Below are 20957 nucleotides of genomic sequence, written 5' to 3'. Positions count from 1 at the left end.
AAAGATCAGGATTTTCCTGAAATTTGTTCACTCGTTTTTCCGAATCGCCTTTCTCTGTTCTGGAAATCGACAATCGCTTTGTATAAGGATTCTTCATTAAAATCAGGCCACAATTCATCGGAGAAAAAGAGTTCGGAGTATGCGATTTGCCAAAGAAGAAAATTACTTATGCGTAACTCCCCCCCGGTTCTCACCAATATATCAGGATCCGGAATACCTTTTGTTTCCAGATAAGATGTGACAAGGTCTTCTGTTATTGCATCTGGTTCTATCTTTCCCGACTTAACGTCAATCGCTATATTTTTCATAGCTCTGGTCAACTCCCATTTAGAAGAATAGCTCAACGCTAAAATAACGGTTGTACCGGTACATACAGATGTGGTTTCAAGGCAATAGTCCAATGCTTTTTTCGTATCTTCGGGTAACCGGTCAATGTCTCCGATAACTTTCACCCGGACATTATTCTTAACCAGTTCCGGTGTTTCATTTGCTACAGCCTGTACCATCAGGCTCATCAGGGCTTTCACTTCTTCTTCCGGGCGTTTCCAGTTTTCGGTAGAAAATGTATAAAGCGTAAGATAACGGACCTCTGCTCTTGATGCGCCTTCAATAGCTCTGCGTACGGCCGAAATTCCTTCCTTGTGACCGAATGTACGGTCCAAGTTCTGCCGTTTGGCCCACCGCCCGTTACCGTCCATTATGACAGCAATGTGCTTAGGTACCCGCGTTTTATCTATTTGGTCAAGATATGACATCTGTATTTTGGTTTAATAAATTAATCAATATTCAGGCAAGGACATATTCGTGCTCCAAAATCCCATGTTAAACTTATCATGGTAAGAGAATACCAGTCGTTGTTCTTGAAAATGCCGCCATTTATCTTGTATGGTGCATCCAAACTCAGACCATCTCCATCTTTTGTAACGTCGAACGAATCACTGAATAGTTTTCTGAAAGAGAATTCAAATCCAAGATTCAGTCTATCCTTCAATTTATATTTTACTCCAATCCCGATTGGAATGTTGGCATCAAAAAATGTTTTGCTACCGGAGCCTAATGTAAGCCCTATCCCTGTAAATATATAAGGAGATATGCGTTTAGCTCCCAGGTAACCGAATTTATCGCTGTAATTGAAGAAATTAAATTCTATCTGGCTACCTAATTCGTAAAACATCCGGCTAAAGGAGGTTTCTTGTCCAAACGGGTATTTATTTCCCGAATCGCGAGTGTCGCCCGAAACTTTTCCAATTACAAAATTACTCTTCACTGACCATCTCAGGTCTTTGTTGTATCTGAAAACAACTCCTGCAGATAGGCCCGGGTTCTGATACAATTTACTCTTATTGGCATCCCCCATATAAAAGGACGTACCAGCCATCCCTCCTATCTCATACTTGTAATCATCTTGCGCTTTCAGTTCGATGAATGAGAGGGGAGAATAGATGATAATCAACAGTAAAGTAAATAATATCTTTCTTTTACCCATTTATTAATCTGTATTCTATTCTTATTTATCTAACGCAGAAAGCAGGACTAAAAGTATATCACTCAAATCTCAATTCTAAAGTTTTGGTCTAAGTTTATTTATTCTGCCTATCCAGACTTTTTGTATAGGGCTTGTTCCCGAATCCGGTACTCCGCCGAATACCCAGATATAATTTTCGTCATCTACAATAACCGATTGCCCCGAAGCTTTAGGTATTCTTGTGTCTAAGATCTCCTTGTTAGGAGCTGTAGTCCACTTGTAACCATAGCTTAGTGTTTTGTAAAAACTATTTCCTGTCAGGGCATACATATACCCATTATATAAGAAAGTTACAACCCCATCTTTTTTCGGGATCACCGGATTAGACTGATTAGACGCAACCTGGAGACTGTTATCACTGGTTATCTTTATAGACCATGTCTTCACATAACCCGGACTGATATTTTTTGTAACAGTTAATATACAATTATTCAGATTATTTCTGTCGTTATGAGTTAGTGATGAGTATCCTGTTGTCGGGAAATCGCTGTCTATCGTACCCTTAGCTACCAATGTTTTCAAATCCGTAGTTGTAGCGAACTGATCACCGGTAATGACAAGGAGTAGGTCCGTTGCAGCATCTAACGTAGGTATTACTCCTACAATGTTTGTCACATTATTGCTTATTCCTTCTTTGCTCCATGATGTACCTTCTATATCAGAAGTATAGCCTTGCTTATTCTTGTCTACTGCATAAAATTCATTATTGAAGAATGTTATACTTTCTAGAATTAGTGTGGAAGCATCGAGTGTCGAAACAGCTTCTTTATTTCCATAAGACAGGGCGTCTTCTGCTTTTTCAGGCTTATCTGCTTTGGATAAATATACTTTATTGTCGGTGCCGGCAGTGAATGTATAGAATACTCCATTGACCAGCAAGGTTTTTTGTTTGTTGAAAGAAGCAGGATAGTTAGTTACGGTTTTTTCTTTCCAAACTAATGTATCCGGATCTACCTTATGCACCAATATTTTTACGGTATATTCTCTTGGATCTTGACCGTTGAGAGGAGTAATCCTGAATTTAGGATACAGATAAGTAGAGAAATCTACCGAATCCGTCGTATTCCAATCAACTATAGAATCCTTAGGGTATACTAATTCTACTTTTCCTATACTCCCGGCGGTATACGATAGAGTAACTGCACATTTCCTCAGTGTAGTTTGGTAAGGCAACGAATCGGGATTGTATATCAGCCGGCTAAACTGGTCTATAGAGAACCTTGTTGTTGTCAGTGACGGATAATTTACCGTATCTATAGCAGTATAGGGCAATGCCGCTATTTTGAAGCTCGAAATCTGTGAGTCTCCCGATAATGCGGAAGTATCGTATTCAGATGAACTGTCATTACATGAACTTAGTGCAAAGACAGATAAAAAGATGAATAATAATTTAGTAATTTGCTTCAATCTCATTAGTTTAAACAGATTTATTCAGTATCAATGTGCAAAAATAGAAAGAATTTCGGCTTACGCGTCAATAAATCTAATATTTATATAATTTTATAAGTATCTGTAGTGCTTAAATGCACATATTCAGATGATCCCCAATGTCCTTTGTTTAAGACATATCCCCTGATGTCGGGGGCCTTTACTCCTTTGCCGAAACAGGCATTTGAAGTCTCGATATATGCCTCATCCCACATTTGTATATCTATCAGGCTTTGCAAGAGTTCACGTCCGCCTTCGACGAGGACTGAGTCTATTTTGTGACTTTTCAATATGGAGAATATATTTTCAAAGAGGCTTTCGTTAAAGTCCGTCCGGATATAAATAACGCTGTCGGTTTGTTTTTCGTATAAATCCTTCTCTGTAAATATGATTGTTTTTACTTTTCCATCAAATAATTGGTAACCTGAAGGTATCCTGCCCTGTCTGTCTATGATGACCCGCACAGGGCTTTTCCCGTACCAGTAACGCGTGGTCAGGGATGGATTGTCGTTTACTGCAGTGTTAGTTCCTATCATAATAGCTGCGGTCTCCGCCCTTTTCTTATGCACAAGCATACGTGAAAATTCATTCGAAATAGGGGTAGGCTGTGGTTTTTCCCCTTCACATCGTTCTTTATCTATAAAGCCGTCCTGTGTCTGCGCCCATTTCAGATATATGTAGGGGCGATTGCGGATTTGCGTGGTGAAAAACGCTCTGTTAAGAGCCTGCGCCTCTTTCTCCAATACGCCCACAGAAACCTCTATACCTGCATCTTGCAGCATTTTTATTCCTCGTCCCGATACGGCAGGGTAGGGATCGAGGCACGCAACTACCACCTTAGGTATTTGATTGTCAATGATTAGTTGGGCGCAGGGCGGGGTTTTTCCATGATGAGAGCATGGCTCAAGAGAAACATAAATTGTAGAATCCTTTAGCAAGGTTTTGTACTTAACACTGTTTACCGCATTTACTTCGGCATGTGCTTTGCCATACTGACGATGGTAGCCTTCGCCGATAATTTTATCTTGATGGACTATAACTGCACCTACCATTGGGTTAGGACTTGTGAAGCCTCTCCCATTCTGAGCCAATTGCAGGCAGCGGTACATATATTTCTCTTCAACAGTCATTTTTCTGAGTTTCTACAAAATGAGAAACGCAATAATCAAAAGGATATTTTATTTATATTGTTTTTTATTCAGCGATTAGCGAGCAGCAATAACTTCTATCTCTACCAATGCGCCTTTCGGAAGATCCTTTACTGCAAAGGCCGAGCGGGCGGGAAATGTTCCGGTAAACTGGGCGTTATACACTTCGTTCATCCCGGCAAAGTTTGCTATATCATTCAATAATACAGTTGTTTTTACTATATTATCTGTCGTAAGTCCTGCTTCGGCAAGTATGGCTTTGATATTTGCGAAGGATTGCGCTGTTTGTTCCTTAATGTCTTCCGAGGGAAAATCTCCGGTAGCAGGATCGATCGGTAACTGTCCCGAAATAAATATTAATCCGTTTATTTCTATTGCCTGGCTGTATGGGCCGATTGCCGCTGGAGCCTTATCAGTGGCTATTACTTTCTTCATCGTTTTATATTTTAAGATTTTGTCTTATTTTAAACCCTTTTGGCGGATAACTTCATAGATGAGCACCCCCGCGGCCACAGATACATTCAGTGAGCCGATAGTGCCGAATTGAGGAATTTTTACCAGATTATCGGCTATGCGCAGGTTTTCGTTCGCCACACCGGTATCTTCAGCACCCATCACAAAGGCTATGGGGCCTGTATAATCTATCTCGGTGTAGATATCTGCTCCTCTTTCGCTGGCTGCCACAACTTTTATTCCGCTGTTTCTCAGGAATTGAATTGCAGAAGTGAGATTCGGCTCTTTGCAAACCGGAATTTTGAGTAATGCTCCTGCCGATGTTTTTACCGCATCCGCATTTACGGTTACGCTCCCCTTTGCCGGAATAACAATCGCATTAACGCCTGCCACTTCGCAGGTACGGGCAATAGCCCCGAAATTGCGGACATCGGTAATGCCGTCCAGTACGAGGATAAAGGGATCTTTTCCGTTTTCGTAAAGGAAAGGAACTATATCTTCAATTTTTTCGTAAGTGATGGCCGAAAGGAACGCGATAACACCCTGATGGTTTTTGCGCGTGAATCTGTCTAACCGTTCGTTTGGCACGCGTTGCACGGCAACATCATGAGATTTGAGCAGGGTGAGTAGTTCTTTCGACAAGTCGCCTTGTAGTTCACGCCTGATTATTACCTTATCTATTTCTTTTCCGGCTTCGATCGCTTCTATAACAGCACGTATGCCGAAAATCATTTCCTTTTCCTTCATTCTTCTTATTCTTTTATATGTGTTGCCACTGTTTTAGCAGTAGCCAGTTTACTCTTGTGATATCCGTATCCCAGATATATGACTAATCCTATTGCCAGCCAGATGATGAACATGACCCAGTTGGACCAGCCAAGCTCTGTCATCAGGTATAAGTTGGTAAGAATCCCCATTACAGGCAATAGTGAAAACTTATACTTGAATGCCGCTGCCGATAATCCCAGCCACACAGCCCAGAAAACGATCAATAGCGGTTTTTCGCTTATGACTGTCAGGAAATCCGTCTTACTGACGAACAAATATACGGCAACTATGAGTAATATGAAAATGATATACTGTCCATTTATATAAGGCACCTTGAATTTCGCCTTTTTACTGTCTCCTTTATGATCGAGGAACAACACTCCCGCACATACAAGGATGAAAGCAAAGAATGTGCCCACACTGGTAAGGTCTACAACAAACTGCATATCCAGAAACAGCGACGGTATACAGACAACTATTCCCGTGATAATAGTAGAGAAAGCAGGAGTCTTATATTTCGGGTGAATCTTTCCAAACTTAGGCCAAAGGAGACCATCCCGGCTCATATTCATCCATATGCGAGGCTGCCCTATCTGAAAGACAAGGATGGCGCTTGTGATCGCAATAATTGCAGTAGCGGAAATAACGCCTGCTACAAAGTCCATATTCACCACCTGAAATACGTACGCAAGAGGATCGTCCACACCTAATTCTTTGTAGTTGACCATTCCGGTCAGTACCAGCGCTATCGTTACATAAAGTATGGTGCAGATACCCAGGCAGTAGAGCATGGCACGGGGCATATCCCGTTGCGGATTTTTACTTTCTTCGGCAGTGGTAGATATAGAATCGAATCCGATAAAGGCGAAGAATACAGCAGCGACTCCTCCGAGCACTCCTTGCAGCCCGTTTGGTGCGAATGGCGACCAGTTTTCGGGTTTTACAAAGAAGACCCCTACTCCGATGACTAATAGTATGATGCCGATTTTGAGATACACCAAGAGGTTGTTCACAAACTTGGATTCCTTAATGCCTATAAAGACAAGGAATGTAAGGGCTGTAACCACTAATCCGGCGGGTAGGTTTATCAGTATTTTTGTGCCGAAAAGCTCGGGCGCATTCTGGTATGTCTGCGCTGCTTTGATGGTGTGGTATGGTAAATCTGTTACACCTTGCGATACTATATTATATGCTTTATAGGCTGTCGAATACCCAATGCCAAGCCAGTCGGGCCACATGATGCCGAAACCTTCGAGCAGGGTAGTGAAATATTCCGACCAGGAGATGGCAATTACCATATTCGATACGGCATATTCCAGTATCAACGCCCATCCGATCACCCACGCGAATATTTCGCCCAATGATACATATGTGTAGGTATAGGCGCTGCCACTGACTGAGATCATGGATGCAAATTGTGCGTAACACAAGGCTGTAAACACACAGGCGATAGCCACAAATACAAAGAGAAGCGATACCGCCGGGCCTCCGTGAAATGCCGCCCGCCCGATAGTACTGAAAATGCCTGCGCCTACAATGGCGGCTATACCGAAAAGAGTAAGGTCTCTTACGCCCAATACTCTTTTCATTCCCGACCCGATAGAGTCTCCATCTCCGGATATACTATCGATATTTTTTTTTCTAAAAAAGGAATTTAAACTCATTTCGTTTATGTGATAATTCTAAAGAGAGTTTTCTATTCATTATAAAAGTTGACAAACTTGACACTTTTACATAATTTCTTATTGTTACTATTTTTCTGAAAACTCTGTATTACTCTTTTTTGTGTGTTTAAAAATCTCTCCCAAAAGGAAAAGACTCAAAAAGGTAACAAAGGTAACACATGATTCAGTTAACAGTCAACAATTAGAATACCTTTACTTATTAACTCAATACTTACTACTTTAAAAAGGTAACAAAGGTTACACTTTTACTTTACTTTTCTAATCAATTTTTAAATCCTTAAACATTGAATCTTAAATGTAAATACAGAATATCAAAGAGCCGGCTATCGGCTGAAAACGATCAGCCACACTATATAGATAAATCAATCGTATAAATATTATATACAGTTCCCCGTGCCCCAAATCCTTCCTTTTGGTGTATCAGGTTTTCGTTCAGGTGCCAGCCGCCGTTTTCTGTCGATGTGCCATAATCGAAGTATGTTTTGTGAGCGAATGCTGTATTTATTATATGGTCGATAACCAAATCTGTCGCTCCGAGTCTTTTACCTTCCTCCGTTGCTGCTACATACTGGACGTGTGCTACTCTTTCTGTCTCGAAGACAAGGCAGCCGCCTATTATGCTACTATCTGTATTCCCGACAGTGAACAGATGTATGTTACGTGGAAATTTACTTTTCAGATAATTAATTTCCGCTAAAGAATGAACAGGCTCTGTTTCGTATTTATCTTTCAGATTCCGGGAAAGTATTTGCCAGAAACCGGAATAATCTGTAGTCTTTTTTACGGACAAATTGTTCTTTTGAGCTTTTTTTACACCCCGTTTACGCAAGTCCGAAAATTTTGTTCTGTCCGCAAGTAATAGGGTAGAAGATATATTACATGATGTGAGTGTCGCCTTATATCTGAACAACGCGTATAAATCCTCTTCGGCAGGACGAATATGATAGATATGCGGAATAGCCTTATATATAATCTTCCTGATTCCCTGATGGCGGAATGTCGTTGTAAGATACTCGAATATGGAAAGTACATTTGCAGCAGTAGTCTTATCACCCATAATAAGACCTCCGTATGTAAGCCCTTTGTGCGAATAAAATATCCTATCCTTCATATGCCCAGGCATTAAAGCCACCAAAACATCGTTCAGATAAAACATCAGGGAGTAATCTCTGAAACGGTCGGCATGGTATTCAATAAAGTCGCGATAGAAAAGAAATGTACCATTTTTAGAGGTGCGTACAAATTTATCCCATGCGTCCTTATATTCCGAACTATAAAGCTTAATTTTCATGCTGCCGGTATTTTTTAAATTCCGAATAGGTATGTATATAATTTTCCGCGTCATATACATCAGAGGCCAAAACAAGACAAACAGCTCCGGACGAATACTCTGTTTCTGTTGCCCATATGCCAGGTGGTATATACAGTCCCTGATCAGGTCGGTCGAGTAATACTATTTTCTTATTGGTTCCGTCATCCAACTCTACCTGAAAGCTACCGCTTGTTGCAACCAATACTTCGTGGCAATATTTATGGACATGCATACCCCTTGTTTGCCCCGATGGGATATCATATATATAAAATATACGTTTTATATCGAACGGAATATTTTCGGCGCTATTTTGTACCAGTGGAAACTTAATGAGTGTACAATCTTCTACAGAGAATGTCTTTAACTGATTTTTCTCTGTTTCACCGGATAGCCCGGCAGTAGAAGGCGCTGATGAAATAATCAGATATACGGAGTCAGGTGAAAAGCCTTCAAGCCTGCAACTCACTAGGGCTGGAATATAAAGGCCCTGAGACGGATTGTTTAGAATGTAGCTTCGTTCATCTTTTCCATTATCAAGCAAAATGGTAAAATTTCCCGATAAAGCCACTATTATCTTATCCTGGGCTTTATGTATATCGCTGTCATTGTGCTGACTGTCATATTTCCAACAGATAGACGAAATAGGGAAAGAAATATGATCTCCGGCTTGGATGAAAGAGAGACTTCCCCTTTGATCCGTGACTCCCGGTAATTCGATGAATTGTTCTCTTTTCATAGCAATCCGGTTACTTTATCTCAACCAAGGCTCAGGATTGAGTTTGTTGGTCCCCTGCCACAACTGGAAATGCAGTTGCGAAAGGCCTGTATCCGCATCTGTATATACTTTGCCGAGCGACTGGCCTGTTTTTACCTTGTCGCCTTGCTTTACATATATACTTTGTATATTTCCGTAGAATGTATAGTAGTTTCCGTGACGCACAATAATACAGGTGTTGTATCCCGGTATGGCTGCTACATAAGTCACTTCGCCGTTGAATACGGATTTGGCTTCGGCTCCCGATTGCGACTGTATATCTATCCCGCTGCTCGATGTGGTAACGAAACGGCTATGCTGATGAGAACCGAATCGTGTGGTTATGGTATAATTGCCTGTTATAGGGTAAGGGAGTCTTCCCCTGTTCGAAGCGAAGTTGTTTGATAAAGCTATGTTTTCGGGTGTTGCTACGACTTTAGCTGCATCCTCTTTAGGAGGTGTCACAGTGGTAGTACCAGATCCGCTTTTCTTCGAGGTCCTTTTTGCTGCTTCGGCGCGGGCTTTTTCAGCTGCAATGCGTTTTGCTTCCCGCTCCTGACGGGCAACCTCTTCTGCTATCAGTTTAGCTATCTGTCTGTCGAGGGCTTCCGCCTGCTGGCGTTTTTGAGTCAGTATTTTTTGCAGGTCTTTTTGCTTTTTTTGTGCTTCACTTACTTCTGTCTGGTAGTTTGTTTCTTCCTTCTTTAAGTTTTCCTGTTCGGTATTACGTTGCCCTAATAAGGCCGTTTTCTCTTGTTTTGTTTTTATTAGCGCTTCTTTCCGCTCTTTTAATTTCGCACTTTTATCTTTAATTTCTGTGGCCTGTTCTTTTCTCCATTCCGAGTAATCGCGTAGGTAACGGAGCCTCCGGTACGATTCTGTCAAAGATTTCCCGGAGAGTACGAAAAGCATTTTATTCTCACTTTGGCGGTTCTGAAGCATTCCGTCAATAGCTTTCGAGTAGTTTTTCTGCTTGTCTTTAAGTTCGGCTTCAAGTATCGTTATTTCGGCTTCGATCCGTTTTTCCTCTACATTTATACCTGTTATTTCTTGTCCCAGAAGGTCTAATACTTTTTGCCGTGAGAATATCTGGTTGGATATAAGCTGTATTCTGTCCAGCAAGGTAGTGGTGCTTCTTTTAGTCTCTTTCAGCAGTTTGTCGGTGTTCGATATTTCACGCAGGGCGTTCTTCCTTTGCTGTTCGAGTTCTTTTATTTTCGAATTTTGAGCGAAAGAACAAATGCTGATAAGGAGAATAAAGAGAAAAGCTGCTACTCTCATTTCTTTTTGATATATGTGCCTATAAGATCAGAGAAATCCACTTTGGTATATTTAGATGATATGGAATTATCTATGCTGAAACTCTTGTCTATTTCCAATTTGTCATATGTGATATTAATGTCGACACGCCTTTTTGCAACATCGACCTTAGCCTGCATATTAGTCGGATATACCAGATTGTTGTCTTTGATGAAATCGTTGTAAGACCATTGCAGGGTTATCTTTTTCTTTTCATTGTAGATCAATGTTGATGCCACATGGTTGGTGGCGTCTACAGCAAAGTTGTATAACAAATCGCCTTTTCCTTTTGTCTTTAGCATGTATACATCGTTTGCTGATGATATATCATACTTCTGAAAGTCTTTCTCGGTTACTTCCCTGTTGCCCGGAATAAATAATTTGTTGGTGAATAAAGCCTGTAAATTATAAAAGTTAAAGTCGAAACCGGCTATAGCTTTCGAATCTTTGAAACGTTCTGCAATATATTGCTTTTTCATCCTGTCTACCATGAAAATGCTGTCGCGAGTGATAGTCAGCCTCATGGCTTCCCCTCCAAGGATCGGGATACGAATCGATACTTGTAAGATGCTATCCTTTACTATTTTGAATACAGCAGGTACTTTTTGAGAAGAATTTCCGGCCTTGAATTCGACACTCCCTTTAGTTGTTAATGTCTTGAAATTGACTTCCGAGGATAATGCATCTTCAATTATACGATTATGGGACTTTTCTTCCAGAGTCCCACCTGTGGTAATTATTTTTTTTGATTTACAACTGCTTCCTGCAAATAATGCGGATATGATGAACAGTAGTACAGCTATTTTATTTAATCCGTTTAGTCTCATTATTCAGCAATAAAAGTTTTCGTTTCTATTTTCTTTTCCAATGTTTTGGACTTGCTACCCCCTTTTTCCTTTGCTTTCTCCCAATATTCCAAGGCTTTTTCGGGTTCATCCGTTTTGTATAATACATCGCCGTAGTGTTCCAGTACTTCGGCACTGACATCTTCTTTCTTTTCCTCGCTGTATTTTATCGCATTCTCGATATAAATTTTAGCGATGGTATAAGCTCCCTGTTCAAATAATACCCAGCCATATGTATCCAGATATGTTGGGTTCGATGGTTCGGCCTTTACAGTGATACTGCTCATTCGTTCCGCTTTGTCGAGATCTTTTTTTACTAAAGACAAATAATAACTATAATTGTTCAGTACACCCAGGTTATTAGGATCGTAGGAAAGAGCCTTATCGTAGATAGCAAATGCGCTATCGCGTTTTTCTATCTGATAATAAAGGTCTCCTATCTGTCCGTAGAAGTCGGCCAGAAGCTTTGTATTGTTCTCATCTACATATACAACTCCTTTTTGCAGAGCATCGAGTGCGTCCTTATAATTCTCTTTCATATATTGAGATACTCCCAAATAGAAATAGAACTGTGGTTGGTCGGTGATATAGGTGAGTGCTTGTTCACATACTTTTATGGATAAATCGATGCTGTCAGGGAAAGTGGTATACAACATCTGTTCCCATCCAACAGGATTTGTAGGATTAGCTTCAGCAAACAGCTGATATTGAAAACGGGATTCCTCTTTTTTATTCTGCATCATCAACAGGTTGCCATACATCAGGTTGAGTTTCGGTTCTTGCGGATGCTGTATCATCAGTGTATCGAACAAGGCGTTAGCTGCCTGCGTATCTTTTTGAGTTCTTTGCAAAGTGCCTACGTACTGTGCAAGGATGGATAGTTTGGTATCGATGTCCATTTTTGGGCTAACAAGAGCAATGTGCAATTCGTTTTCTGCAGCATCCTTATTTCCTGTCTGCTGATAGTATTCGGCCATAGATGAAATGAGGTAGGGATCATCAGGATCAATGGATTTGGCACGGCTGTATACCATGTATGCTTCCTGCGTTTTTCCAGCCTGTAAATACAAATCTCCGAGAAGAATCTGATATTTGATTTCCTGCGGATATTTGTCTATATATTTCTGTATTTCAGCAAAGGCCTGTTTCTCTTGCTTCATCATCGTATATAGCTGGTATTTCTGGAGGCTTATTTTTTCGTTCATCCCCACTATCTGTTCCAGTTTATCCAGTGTCGATATGGCATTTTTGAAATTTCCGTCCATACGGTACGATTCCGATAGATAGATGTATAAATCCGTATTGTCGGGATCTTTGGCTACTAATTTTTCGAATTGTTCTATGGCATCGCTATATTGTTTAAACTCGAGACACATGCTTCCGTATGCCATATTATAGTAATGGTTGTCGCTATCGTATACTGTGGCCCTGCGATAATAATCTATAGCCTTATTTTTGCTTTCGATGGAATTGTAGTAATTGCCTAGCTCATATAATACGTTTGCATTTGTAGAATCGATAGCCATACAGTATTTGAGATAGTCGAAAACCGCATCGTATTGATTGGTGGCTTTGGCATTCATTGCCTCATAAAAGAAGTAGTCGAATTTACGACTGTCGTCAACAGAAAGCTTCTCTGCAATTGGACTGGAAATTTGACTGCTTTGAGCAAAAGACGGAAGATTGCCTGCGATGACAAGTAAGATTAAATAAAAAACACGTGCTTTTTTATGCATATCAAAAATGACGTTTCTGAATATTACTGTTTTCCTGTGTGGCCAAAGCCTCCGGCTCCGCGCTCCGTTTCGTTAATTGTCTCCACCTCTTCCCAAAGTACTTGCTCATGTGAAGCTATAACCATTTGGCAAATGCGCTCACCGTCATTTATAACAAACTCATCATTTGATAAGTTGACAAGGATGACACGGATTTCTCCACGGTAGTCTGCATCGATAGTCCCGGGGGAATTTAATACTGTTAGTCCATGCTTGAAAGCCAAACCGCTGCGGGGACGTATTTGCGCTTCATATCCTTGAGGTAATTCCAAATACAGACCAGTCGGAATAAGAGTCCGTTCCAGCGGCTTCAATGTTACAGGTTCTGTAATGTTTGCTCTCAGATCTACTCCGGCAGAGTAAGGTGTCGCATATTCGGGTAGTGGATGATGTGATTTATTTATAATTTTTATGTTCATCGTTTTAAAGTCATATATTTATAGTTGCTGCGAAATTAGTTAAATCTTTGCAATCTACTTAGCTAATTGATAAAAATTAAGATTTTAAAATGCTTGAAGTCATTTCGTTTCAAAATATTTTTCAAAAAAAGATTTCAAATGTTTTGTAATATTGAAAAAAGCTATATCTTTGCATCGCATTTGAGAGAAAATGCAACCTCAACAAGGGCGTTTAGCTCAGCTGGTTCAGAGCATCTGCCTTACAAGCAGAGGGTCGGCGGTTCGAATCCGTCAACGCCCACTTTAAAATTAAAGACTTACGGAGAATCGTGAGTCTTTTTCTTTTTATACTCTCCTATTTTTCTATGGTTTTTAAAGTCAGACTTAAACCAAGACTTAAACCGAAAAACCATTATGAATGCTACTATTAATGCGGTTTGTTACAAGTCAAAGACATTAAAAACGGAGAACATCCAATTATGCTACGTATTTGCAAGCAAGGAAAGGTGAAATATCTTAGTCTTGGCATATCTTTGGATCCCAAATATTGGGACTTTAAAAAGGATGTACCAAAATTCAATTGTCCCAATATCGACTATATTAAGAAGACTATTCTAGATAAGCAGATGGAATATCAAAAGCAAATATTAGAACTGAAAGCAAAAGACAAAGAATTTACAGCATCTACTCTTATCGAATCTACAAAGAGAACCTATAACAGGGTGAAGCAAAAAATATTATAAACAAATACTATGATGCAGATAAATCGGAATACGATTATATTTTTCCTATTTTAAATAAGAAAATACATATAACAGCAATACAGAAGTTTAATCCTATTTACAAATACACAGGACATATAAACAAGAATTTAAAAACTATTCTATTATTTCTGAATCTTTAGGGCATAGTTCTGAAAAGATTACCCAGACATATTTAGATTAAATCGTGACTATTTCATTTTACATAGTGATGATATTTCATGATTTATTTTAGCATCTGCTGTTTTTTCAATTTTTTCAAAGAAGATTCTCTAATATTAAAGATAGCATCGAGGGTTACTGTTCTCGATGAAATTGTTTCCTCATTTCCATTTCTTATCTGCTCCAGCATCAATTCTGCAGCAACTTTACCCATTTCAAAAGTTGGTTGTTCCACACTTGTCAAATTGGGTTCTATAATCATTGCCATTCTAGATTGAGTAAATCCAACAACAGCAATGTCAATAGGAATTTTATATCCGCATTTTTGCATAGTTTTCATTGCTCCAATAGCTGTCGGGTCGTTAAATGCAAAAATTCCATCGGGTTTTTCCTCCATCTCCAAAAGTTTATAAGCAGCCATTATTCCCCTTTCCATTTTCAGTCCGCATGGAATTATCAATTCTTCATCAATAGGGATGTCATAATCTTTTAGTGCATCGCAATATCCTCTCTTCCTGCTTTTTGAGACAGTAAGACTTTCAGGGCCGGCAAGATGAGCTATACGTCTAGCCCCTTGCTTTATAAGATGCTCCACAGCCTTATAAGCCCATTTATAATCATCTATAATTACGTTAGGAGCTACAATATTGGTACAAATACGATTAAAAAAAACGATAGGATAATTATTCGCCTGAAGCGCAGCGTATTTCTTTGAGTTTTTTGTTTCGTGGCAAACCGATACGATTATACCATCGACCATTTGTCCTTCAAGAATATTAAGATTATTTAGTTCACTTGTATGAGATTCATTAGACTGCATTAGTAAGATATTGAATCCTTCAGGTTGTAATATGCTCTCGATGCCAATGACAACCTCTGCAAAAAAAGAATTAATAAATTCTGGCACAACAACTCCAATCAGCTTCGAATGTTGCTCTTGCAATCTTTTTGACATAGGATTTGGCTTATAGTTCCATCTTTTTGCCAAGTCCAAAACTGCTTTTTTTGTTTCAGGGTTTACATCCCATCGGTCTGCTAAAGCTCTTGAAACAGTAGAAGTCGAAATTCTCAATTCCTTTGCTATATCTTTTATTGTTATTCGTGTTTTGGTCATAATAAATACTTTGTTTCTCTCAAAATTATAATTTTTAATTCATTAATCCTTGAGATTTAACTTTTGCTTTTTATGGGAACGTTCCCGCAAACGTTCCCGACGATATTGGTTAATTATGTTGCAAACATTACATAAATAGCCCTAAATTTGATATTGAGTAAATGAGTCGTTTTTTCTAGTACTATAAATAACCTTATGACCTTTTTTGATGTTAATACCATTATAATATTTTCCATATAAATAAGGCTTGTCGGGATATCATTTTCCAAAAAAGAAAAATATGATACCATTTTTTGCTAGAGGTAACTAGGCAACCTATGGTGCAGAAGCGCTTTTTCTGCCTGGTGACGAAGTAATTAAATCAAAATAATAAAAACTCACTATTGAATATAACCTTATAAAGAGATATTAAATATTACCATTATGAAATCAGTTAAAAAATTAAGCATGCAATTCATATTGCTATTATTCTGCATCACAACATTCGCTCAAGGATCTTATAACAAGGATGTATTTAGCAAAAAGTATATTAAAGATAAAATCGAAAAAGTTTCACTTTGGCAGTTAAATAATCCTTCGGAGAGAGATATGAGACATTGGACAAATGCCACTTTTTATTCAGGTCTTTTCTCGGCCTGGCAAACAACAAAAAACAAGTCTCTTTATCAGGCTTTAATGGGTATGGGTGATAGTCAGAATTGGAAACCTTATAACCGTTGGTTTCATGCCGATGATATAGCTATTTGTCAAACATACTTAGATCTATATCACAAAGAAAAGAAAATCGCAATGATACAACCGACTATTGATGTGATTAACAAATTTGTAGCTAAACCTTATCCTTCAAAAAAGGATATTGAAAAGATTAAATTGTGGTGGTGCGATGCCTTATTTATGGTACCTCCTGTTTTTGTAAAGTTAACCAAAGAAACCAGTGATAAAAGTTATTTAGCTTTCAATGATATTTATTATAAAGAATGTTATGACTTGCTGTACAATAAAGAAGAATCTCTTTTTGCCCGTGACTTAAATTATGTAATCAAAGAAGATGGCAGCACGCGCCGCGAAAAAAATGGAGAACTTATCTTTTGGTCACGCGGAAATGGTTGGGTAATGGGAGGATTAGCCCTTGTTTTGACAGATCTCCCGTCTACCTATAAAGAAAGACCTTTTTATGAACAACTATTTAAGGAAATAGCAGCCCGTATAGCTAAACTACAGCCTGAAGATGGATTGTGGCGTACAAGTTTATTAGATACTGAATCTTACTCGAACGGCGAAGTAAGTGGCTCTGCTTTTTTCTGTTATGCTTTGGCTTGGGGAATCAATAACGGACTATTAGATGAATCTTACCTTCCTGTTGTAAAAAAGAGTTGGATCGCATTGATACAATGTGTGAACGACGAAGGACGAGTAGGATGGGTACAGCCAATAACCGATTCACCGCAAGCAAAATTTTCAGCAGACAGTAGTAGTGAAAGCTATGGTCCGGGAGCGTTCCTACTGGCTGCAAGCGAAGTAATTAAATTAAAAAAATAAAAAGATTGCTTTATTCTAATACTATAATAACCTTATGACTTTTATTGATATTATTACCATTGTAATATTTTCCTTGGGAATAATTCTTGTTGGGATGTCCTTTTCAAAACAAGGGAAAAATATGAAATCATTCTTTGCCGGAGGAGGAGCGATGCCTTGGAGCATGAGTGGATTATCTCTCTTTATGGGGTTTTTCTCTGCCGGAACGTTTGTTGTTTGGGGATCAATAGCCTATTCACATGGGTGGGTGTCTGTTACCATACAATGGACAATGGCTATAGCCGGTTTTGTTGTTGGGACACTGATCGCACCTCGTTGGCACAAGACAGGAGCATTGACCGTTGCCGAATATATAAATAAACGGTTGGGGGTTTCTACCCAAAAAATATACACTTATTTATTCCTGTTTATATCACTTTTTCTGACAGCATCATTCTTATATCCTGTTGCTAAAATATTGGAAGTGTCAACAGCTTTACCCCTGAACTTATGTATCCTATTACTAGGTGCTTTTTGCATATTATATGTTTCGGCAGGAGGACTGTGGGCCGTAATATCAACAGATATTTTACAATTTGTAATACTCACAGCCGCTGTAGTTATCGTGGTACCTCTCTCTCTAGAGGAAATAGGAGGTATAACCAACTTTGTGGGTAAAGCTCCCGATTCGTTCTTTAATTTTCTGAATGGAGAATACACCCTCGGTTTTATAATTGCATTTACTATATATAACACTATATTTTTAGGAGGAAATTGGGCATATGTACAACGATATACATGTGTAAAAACCCAAGCTGATTCCCAAAAAGTAGGTTGGATGTTTGGAGTGCTTTACATAATCAGCCCAATCCTATGGATGCTGCCTCCAATGGTCTACAAAATGTACAATGGGAGTCTCTCCGATGTAGAGGCAGAAGGAGCATATCTAATGATGTGCAAAGATGTACTTCCGCATGGTATATTGGGTTTGATGATAGGAGGGATGATTTTTGCAACAACAAGTGCTCTCAATTCAAAGCTGAATATATCATCAGGTGTTGTTACAAACGATATATTCAAAAGGCTTAAGCCTGATAGTTCGGATAAGACATTGATGCAGGTAGCCCGTCTATCTACAATCGCTTTTGGGATTTTAACTATTCTAATCGCATTACTAATACCTATGATGGGCGGGGTAGTAAATGTCGTTATAAGTTTGGCTGCTCTGACCGGAGTTCCTTTATACTTACCTGTTATCTGGACATTGTTCTCTAAACGACAGACAAAGGTGTCAACAGTATCTACAACTGTAATAAGTTTAGTTGTTAATGGAATATTCAAATTTGTAGCCCCTCTTTTTAATTTCACTTTAAATAGAGAACAGGAGATGCTACTTGGGGTCAGCTTCCCCATTCTGTGTATGATTGTTTTCGAAGTGTACTACATTCTTAAAAAACAGACATCACCTATGTATAACTCTTATTTGTCATGGGAATCAAAGAATCAAACAAAGGTATCCAATATAAATGAAGAAGAAATTGAAGAGAGAAAGAATGATAATCAATTCAGTAGGAAAGTAATTGGTTATGGAGTACTATTCACGGGGATTGGAGTGGCATTGTTGGGTGGTATGTCCGACTCGAGCAGAGTATTAGTTATAACCACCGGATGTGTGTTTGCTTTACTGGGCATTTTTATAATTAAAAAGAAAAGTAAAAATGATTAAAGAAGATTTCAATCAAGATAAACGAAACCTGAAAAAACTTACACTGACTACAAATCTGGTCGTTGTAGGTGGAGGTTTATCCGGAGTCTGTGCAGCCATTGCCGCAGCAAGAGCCGGAATAAAGGTAGTATTGATTCAAGATAGACCTGTACTAGGAGGCAATGCATCAAGTGAAGTCAGACTATGGGTATTAGGTGCAACATCGCATATGGGTAGTAACAATAGATGGTCTAGAGAAGGAGGGATCATCGATGAAATTTTATTGGAAAATTTATACAAAAATAAAGAAGGCAATCCTGTCATTTTTGATACAATTCTTCTAGACAAAGTACAACAAGAATCTAACATCCAACTATTACTGAACACCTCTGTTTATGAAACAATAAAATCAGAGAAAAATAGGGTTTCTGCTGTTTTGGCTTTTAATAGTCAAAATTCCATAAGATACGAAATTGCAGGTACCTTATTTTGCGATGCTTCAGGTGATGGTATAGTTGCATATCAGGCAGGTGCAGCATATAGGATGGGTGCAGAGGATAAATTAGAGTATAATGAAAAATTTGCACCAGACACTAGCGAATACGGAGAACTTCTGGGGCATTCCCTTTATTTCTACACAAAAAACGTAGGTAATCCTATAAAATATGTAGCACCATCTTATGCATTGAAAGATATAAAGAAAATTCCTCGTTTTGGTAATATCAATTCAGGCCAGCATGGCTGTAAATTTTGGTGGCTTGAGTATGGTGGACGTTTGGATACCATCCATGATACGGAAAAAATAAAATGGGAATTATGGAGTATAGTATGTGGAGTATGGGATTATATAAAAAATTCGGGCAAGTTTCCAGAAGCAGATAATTTGACTCTTGAATGGGTGGGCACTATACCGGGGAAGAGAGAAAGCCGGCGTTTTGTTGGGCTTTATACTCTTGTCCAACAAGATATAATGGAGCAAAGGCATCACGACGATGCTGTTTTATTTGGAGGTTGGGCAATAGACCTTCATCCGGCAGATGGAGTCTATAGCGAAAAAGGCGGATGCATCCAATATCATTCCAAAGGTGTGTATGAAATTCCTTACAGATGTTTTGTCAGCAAGGATATAGAGAATCTCTTCTTTGCGGGGCGTAATATCAGCTCTTCACATGTAGCTCATGGTTCGAGTCGGGTAATGGCAACCTCTGCTTTCGGGGGGCAGGCTGTTGGAATTGCCGCCGCGCAATGTATAAAAAAGGGTTTAAAGCCTAAAGATATAATTGACATCAAAGAAATCAAAGAACTACAACAACAACTAAATATTATCGGGCAAAGTATACCTAATACAAGAATAGAAAATCAGAACAATCTTTTAGCCTCTGCCAATATTTCTGTATCCAGCGAATTGATATTAGATCGAATACGGGAAGCAGGAATATGGATAAATCTGGATTATTCTGTAGCTCAGATGCTTCCGCTAAAGAAAGGACAATGTTACTCCTTTGAAATACAGGTCGATGCGGCTGAAGAAACTATACTTGAAGTTGAACTGCGTTGTTCGTCAAAGATAAATAATTATACACCTGATATAGTTGTAGATAAATTATCGATAGAATTAGTTGAAGGGAAACAGAGTATAAAGCTGATTTTTAATAAAGGGCTGCCGAATGATCAGTACGGTTTCCTTACTTTTCTGAAAAATGATAAAGCAAAAATAGAAATGAGTGAAGATCGTTTCTCCGGAATTGTCTCTGTCTTCAATAAATTTAATTATGCAGTGAATAATAACGGTGCACAAATTGCTCCTCCCGATTCAGGAATAGAATCTTTTGAATTCTGGTGTCCGGATAGGCGTCCCCAAGGGCATAATATTGCTATGAAGATTGTACCGGCATTGAAAACTTTTGGAAAAGAAAATTTATTGGAAGGGCTGATCAGACCGACAAACCAACCTAATGCATGGGCTTCTGATATTTCGGATAAAGAAGTGTGTATGAGTGTATTGTGGGAGTCGGAGAAAGAAATAAATAGCATAACCCTCTATTTCGATACAGACTATGACCATGCTCTGGAATCTGTGCAAATGGGGCATCCTGAAAATATAATCCCTTTTTGTGTACAGAACTACAGGATAAAAGATCAGACAGGAAATATTATTTACGAAAAAATAGAAAACTATCAGACTATCAATGTTATCAAATTGGGAGAAAAAATAAAAACTAGTTCTATCACTATCGAGTTGGATAATCCTCAAATCAATATTCCGGTAAGTGTATATTATATAACTATCAACTAGATATAGAATGT

General features: G+C 38.9%; 18 protein-coding genes and 1 tRNA gene. 5 read left to right on the top strand and 14 right to left on the bottom strand.

The window, feature by feature from the left end; translation table 11 throughout:
* Nucleotides 1-5: 5 nt before the first annotated feature.
* The 13 genes from QZL88_RS08835 to dut form a co-directional block, all read right to left on the bottom strand.
* Entirely contained in the window at nt 6-755 is a 750-nt protein-coding gene (locus QZL88_RS08835; protein WP_296940210.1) for an isoprenyl transferase, read from the bottom strand.
* A gap of 20 nt (nt 756-775) precedes the next feature.
* A complete protein-coding gene (locus tag QZL88_RS08830) occupies nt 776-1486 on the bottom strand; it encodes a DUF6089 family protein (RefSeq protein ID WP_296940208.1) in 711 nt (236 codons plus the stop codon).
* A gap of 75 nt (nt 1487-1561) precedes the next feature.
* Nucleotides 1562-2938 (bottom strand): DUF6242 domain-containing protein, encoded by a 1377-nt coding sequence (locus QZL88_RS08825; RefSeq protein WP_296940206.1) that lies wholly within the window; start codon nt 2936-2938, stop codon nt 1562-1564.
* A gap of 77 nt (nt 2939-3015) precedes the next feature.
* Complete coding sequence (gene ribD / locus QZL88_RS08820) at nt 3016-4083, bottom strand: bifunctional diaminohydroxyphosphoribosylaminopyrimidine deaminase/5-amino-6-(5-phosphoribosylamino)uracil reductase RibD (protein WP_296940204.1); 1068 nt, start codon at nt 4081-4083, stop codon at nt 3016-3018.
* Between the two features lie 75 nt (nt 4084-4158).
* Nucleotides 4159-4536 (bottom strand): RidA family protein, encoded by a 378-nt coding sequence (locus QZL88_RS08815; RefSeq protein WP_296940202.1) that lies wholly within the window; start codon nt 4534-4536, stop codon nt 4159-4161.
* A 24-nt stretch (nt 4537-4560) separates the two neighbouring features.
* Nucleotides 4561-5301, bottom strand: coding sequence for a 23S rRNA (guanosine(2251)-2'-O)-methyltransferase RlmB (gene rlmB / locus QZL88_RS08810; protein ID WP_296940201.1), 741 nt, complete (start codon nt 5299-5301; stop codon nt 4561-4563).
* Nucleotides 5302-5306: 5 nt separating this feature from the next.
* Nucleotides 5307-6986 carry an amino acid permease gene (locus tag QZL88_RS08805; RefSeq protein ID WP_296940199.1) on the bottom strand — a complete coding sequence of 560 codons (1680 nt, stop codon included), beginning with the start codon at nt 6984-6986 and terminating at the stop codon, nt 5307-5309.
* A 370-nt stretch (nt 6987-7356) separates the two neighbouring features.
* Nucleotides 7357-8298, bottom strand: coding sequence for a GNAT family N-acetyltransferase (locus QZL88_RS08800; RefSeq protein WP_296940196.1), 942 nt, complete (start codon nt 8296-8298; stop codon nt 7357-7359).
* Entirely contained in the window at nt 8288-9055 is a 768-nt protein-coding gene (locus tag QZL88_RS08795; protein WP_296940194.1) for a WxcM-like domain-containing protein, read from the bottom strand. Before QZL88_RS08795 ends, QZL88_RS08800 begins: the two co-directional genes overlap by 11 nt.
* Before the next feature lie 15 nt (nt 9056-9070).
* Entirely contained in the window at nt 9071-10354 is a 1284-nt protein-coding gene (locus tag QZL88_RS08790) for a peptidoglycan DD-metalloendopeptidase family protein (RefSeq protein WP_296940192.1), read from the bottom strand.
* The gene (locus QZL88_RS08785) at nt 10351-11199 is read right to left on the bottom strand and encodes a DUF4292 domain-containing protein (RefSeq protein WP_296940190.1); all 849 of its coding nucleotides are present in this window, start codon (nt 11197-11199) and stop codon (nt 10351-10353) included. Before QZL88_RS08785 ends, QZL88_RS08790 begins: the two co-directional genes overlap by 4 nt.
* Complete coding sequence (locus QZL88_RS08780) at nt 11199-12953, bottom strand: tetratricopeptide repeat protein (protein WP_296940188.1); 1755 nt, start codon at nt 12951-12953, stop codon at nt 11199-11201. Before QZL88_RS08780 ends, QZL88_RS08785 begins: the two co-directional genes overlap by 1 nt.
* A 23-nt stretch (nt 12954-12976) precedes the next feature.
* A complete protein-coding gene (dut, locus tag QZL88_RS08775; protein WP_296940186.1) occupies nt 12977-13411 on the bottom strand; it encodes a dUTP diphosphatase in 435 nt (144 codons plus the stop codon).
* Between the two features lie 205 nt (nt 13412-13616).
* On the opposite strand from dut, the gene QZL88_RS08770 reads away from it, so the two are divergent.
* Nucleotides 13617-13691, top strand: a tRNA-Val gene (locus tag QZL88_RS08770).
* Nucleotides 13692-13869: 178 nt separating this feature from the next.
* Nucleotides 13870-14133 (top strand): Arm DNA-binding domain-containing protein, encoded by a 264-nt coding sequence (locus QZL88_RS08765; RefSeq protein WP_296940184.1) that lies wholly within the window; start codon nt 13870-13872, stop codon nt 14131-14133.
* Nucleotides 14134-14377: 244 nt separating this feature from the next.
* Here QZL88_RS08765 and QZL88_RS08760 read toward each other — a convergent pair whose 3' ends face one another.
* Nucleotides 14378-15427: a LacI family DNA-binding transcriptional regulator gene (locus QZL88_RS08760; protein ID WP_296940183.1), complete on the bottom strand. Its 1050-nt coding sequence runs from the start codon at nt 15425-15427 to the stop codon at nt 14378-14380.
* Between the two features lie 423 nt (nt 15428-15850).
* Between QZL88_RS08760 and QZL88_RS08755 the strand changes: the two genes are divergently transcribed.
* Genes QZL88_RS08755 through QZL88_RS08745 form a run of 3 tightly spaced genes read left to right on the top strand, consistent with a single transcriptional unit; the run spans nt 15851 to nt 20946 of the window.
* Complete coding sequence (locus tag QZL88_RS08755) at nt 15851-16966, top strand: glycoside hydrolase family 88 protein (RefSeq protein WP_296940181.1); 1116 nt, start codon at nt 15851-15853, stop codon at nt 16964-16966.
* 34 nt (nt 16967-17000) lie between these two features.
* Nucleotides 17001-18671 carry a sodium:solute symporter family protein gene (locus QZL88_RS08750; RefSeq protein WP_296940180.1) on the top strand — a complete coding sequence of 557 codons (1671 nt, stop codon included), beginning with the start codon at nt 17001-17003 and terminating at the stop codon, nt 18669-18671.
* Complete coding sequence (locus QZL88_RS08745) at nt 18664-20946, top strand: FAD-dependent oxidoreductase (protein WP_296940178.1); 2283 nt, start codon at nt 18664-18666, stop codon at nt 20944-20946. The genes QZL88_RS08750 and QZL88_RS08745 overlap by 8 nt, the downstream gene beginning before the upstream one ends.
* Nucleotides 20947-20957 lie beyond the last annotated feature (11 nt).

Origin of the sequence: uncultured Dysgonomonas sp. (genome assembly GCF_900079725.1) — a bacterium.
In the GTDB taxonomy this organism is placed as follows: Bacteria; Bacteroidota; Bacteroidia; order Bacteroidales; family Dysgonomonadaceae; genus Dysgonomonas.
Note: the sequence above shows the minus strand (reverse complement) of the source record. Positions and strands in the feature narration are given on the sequence as shown.

Coding starts and splice junctions, on each gene's coding strand:
- QZL88_RS08835 (WP_296940210.1), bottom strand. CDS start 755: ATGTCATATCTTGACCAAATAGATAAAACGCGGGTACCTAAGCACATT.
- QZL88_RS08830 (WP_296940208.1), bottom strand. CDS start 1,486: ATGGGTAAAAGAAAGATATTATTTACTTTACTGTTGATTATCATCTAT.
- QZL88_RS08825 (WP_296940206.1), bottom strand. CDS start 2,938: ATGAGATTGAAGCAAATTACTAAATTATTATTCATCTTTTTATCTGTC.
- ribD (WP_296940204.1), bottom strand. CDS start 4,083: ATGACTGTTGAAGAGAAATATATGTACCGCTGCCTGCAATTGGCTCAG.
- QZL88_RS08815 (WP_296940202.1), bottom strand. CDS start 4,536: ATGAAGAAAGTAATAGCCACTGATAAGGCTCCAGCGGCAATCGGCCCA.
- rlmB (WP_296940201.1), bottom strand. CDS start 5,301: ATGAAGGAAAAGGAAATGATTTTCGGCATACGTGCTGTTATAGAAGCG.
- QZL88_RS08805 (WP_296940199.1), bottom strand. CDS start 6,986: ATGAGTTTAAATTCCTTTTTTAGAAAAAAAAATATCGATAGTATATCC.
- QZL88_RS08800 (WP_296940196.1), bottom strand. CDS start 8,298: ATGAAAATTAAGCTTTATAGTTCGGAATATAAGGACGCATGGGATAAA.
- QZL88_RS08795 (WP_296940194.1), bottom strand. CDS start 9,055: ATGAAAAGAGAACAATTCATCGAATTACCGGGAGTCACGGATCAAAGG.
- QZL88_RS08790 (WP_296940192.1), bottom strand. CDS start 10,354: ATGAGAGTAGCAGCTTTTCTCTTTATTCTCCTTATCAGCATTTGTTCT.
- QZL88_RS08785 (WP_296940190.1), bottom strand. CDS start 11,199: ATGAGACTAAACGGATTAAATAAAATAGCTGTACTACTGTTCATCATA.
- QZL88_RS08780 (WP_296940188.1), bottom strand. CDS start 12,953: ATGCATAAAAAAGCACGTGTTTTTTATTTAATCTTACTTGTCATCGCA.
- dut (WP_296940186.1), bottom strand. CDS start 13,411: ATGAACATAAAAATTATAAATAAATCACATCATCCACTACCCGAATAT.
- QZL88_RS08765 (WP_296940184.1), top strand. CDS start 13,870: ATGCTACGTATTTGCAAGCAAGGAAAGGTGAAATATCTTAGTCTTGGC.
- QZL88_RS08760 (WP_296940183.1), bottom strand. CDS start 15,427: ATGACCAAAACACGAATAACAATAAAAGATATAGCAAAGGAATTGAGA.
- QZL88_RS08755 (WP_296940181.1), top strand. CDS start 15,851: ATGAAATCAGTTAAAAAATTAAGCATGCAATTCATATTGCTATTATTC.
- QZL88_RS08750 (WP_296940180.1), top strand. CDS start 17,001: ATGACTTTTATTGATATTATTACCATTGTAATATTTTCCTTGGGAATA.
- QZL88_RS08745 (WP_296940178.1), top strand. CDS start 18,664: ATGATTAAAGAAGATTTCAATCAAGATAAACGAAACCTGAAAAAACTT.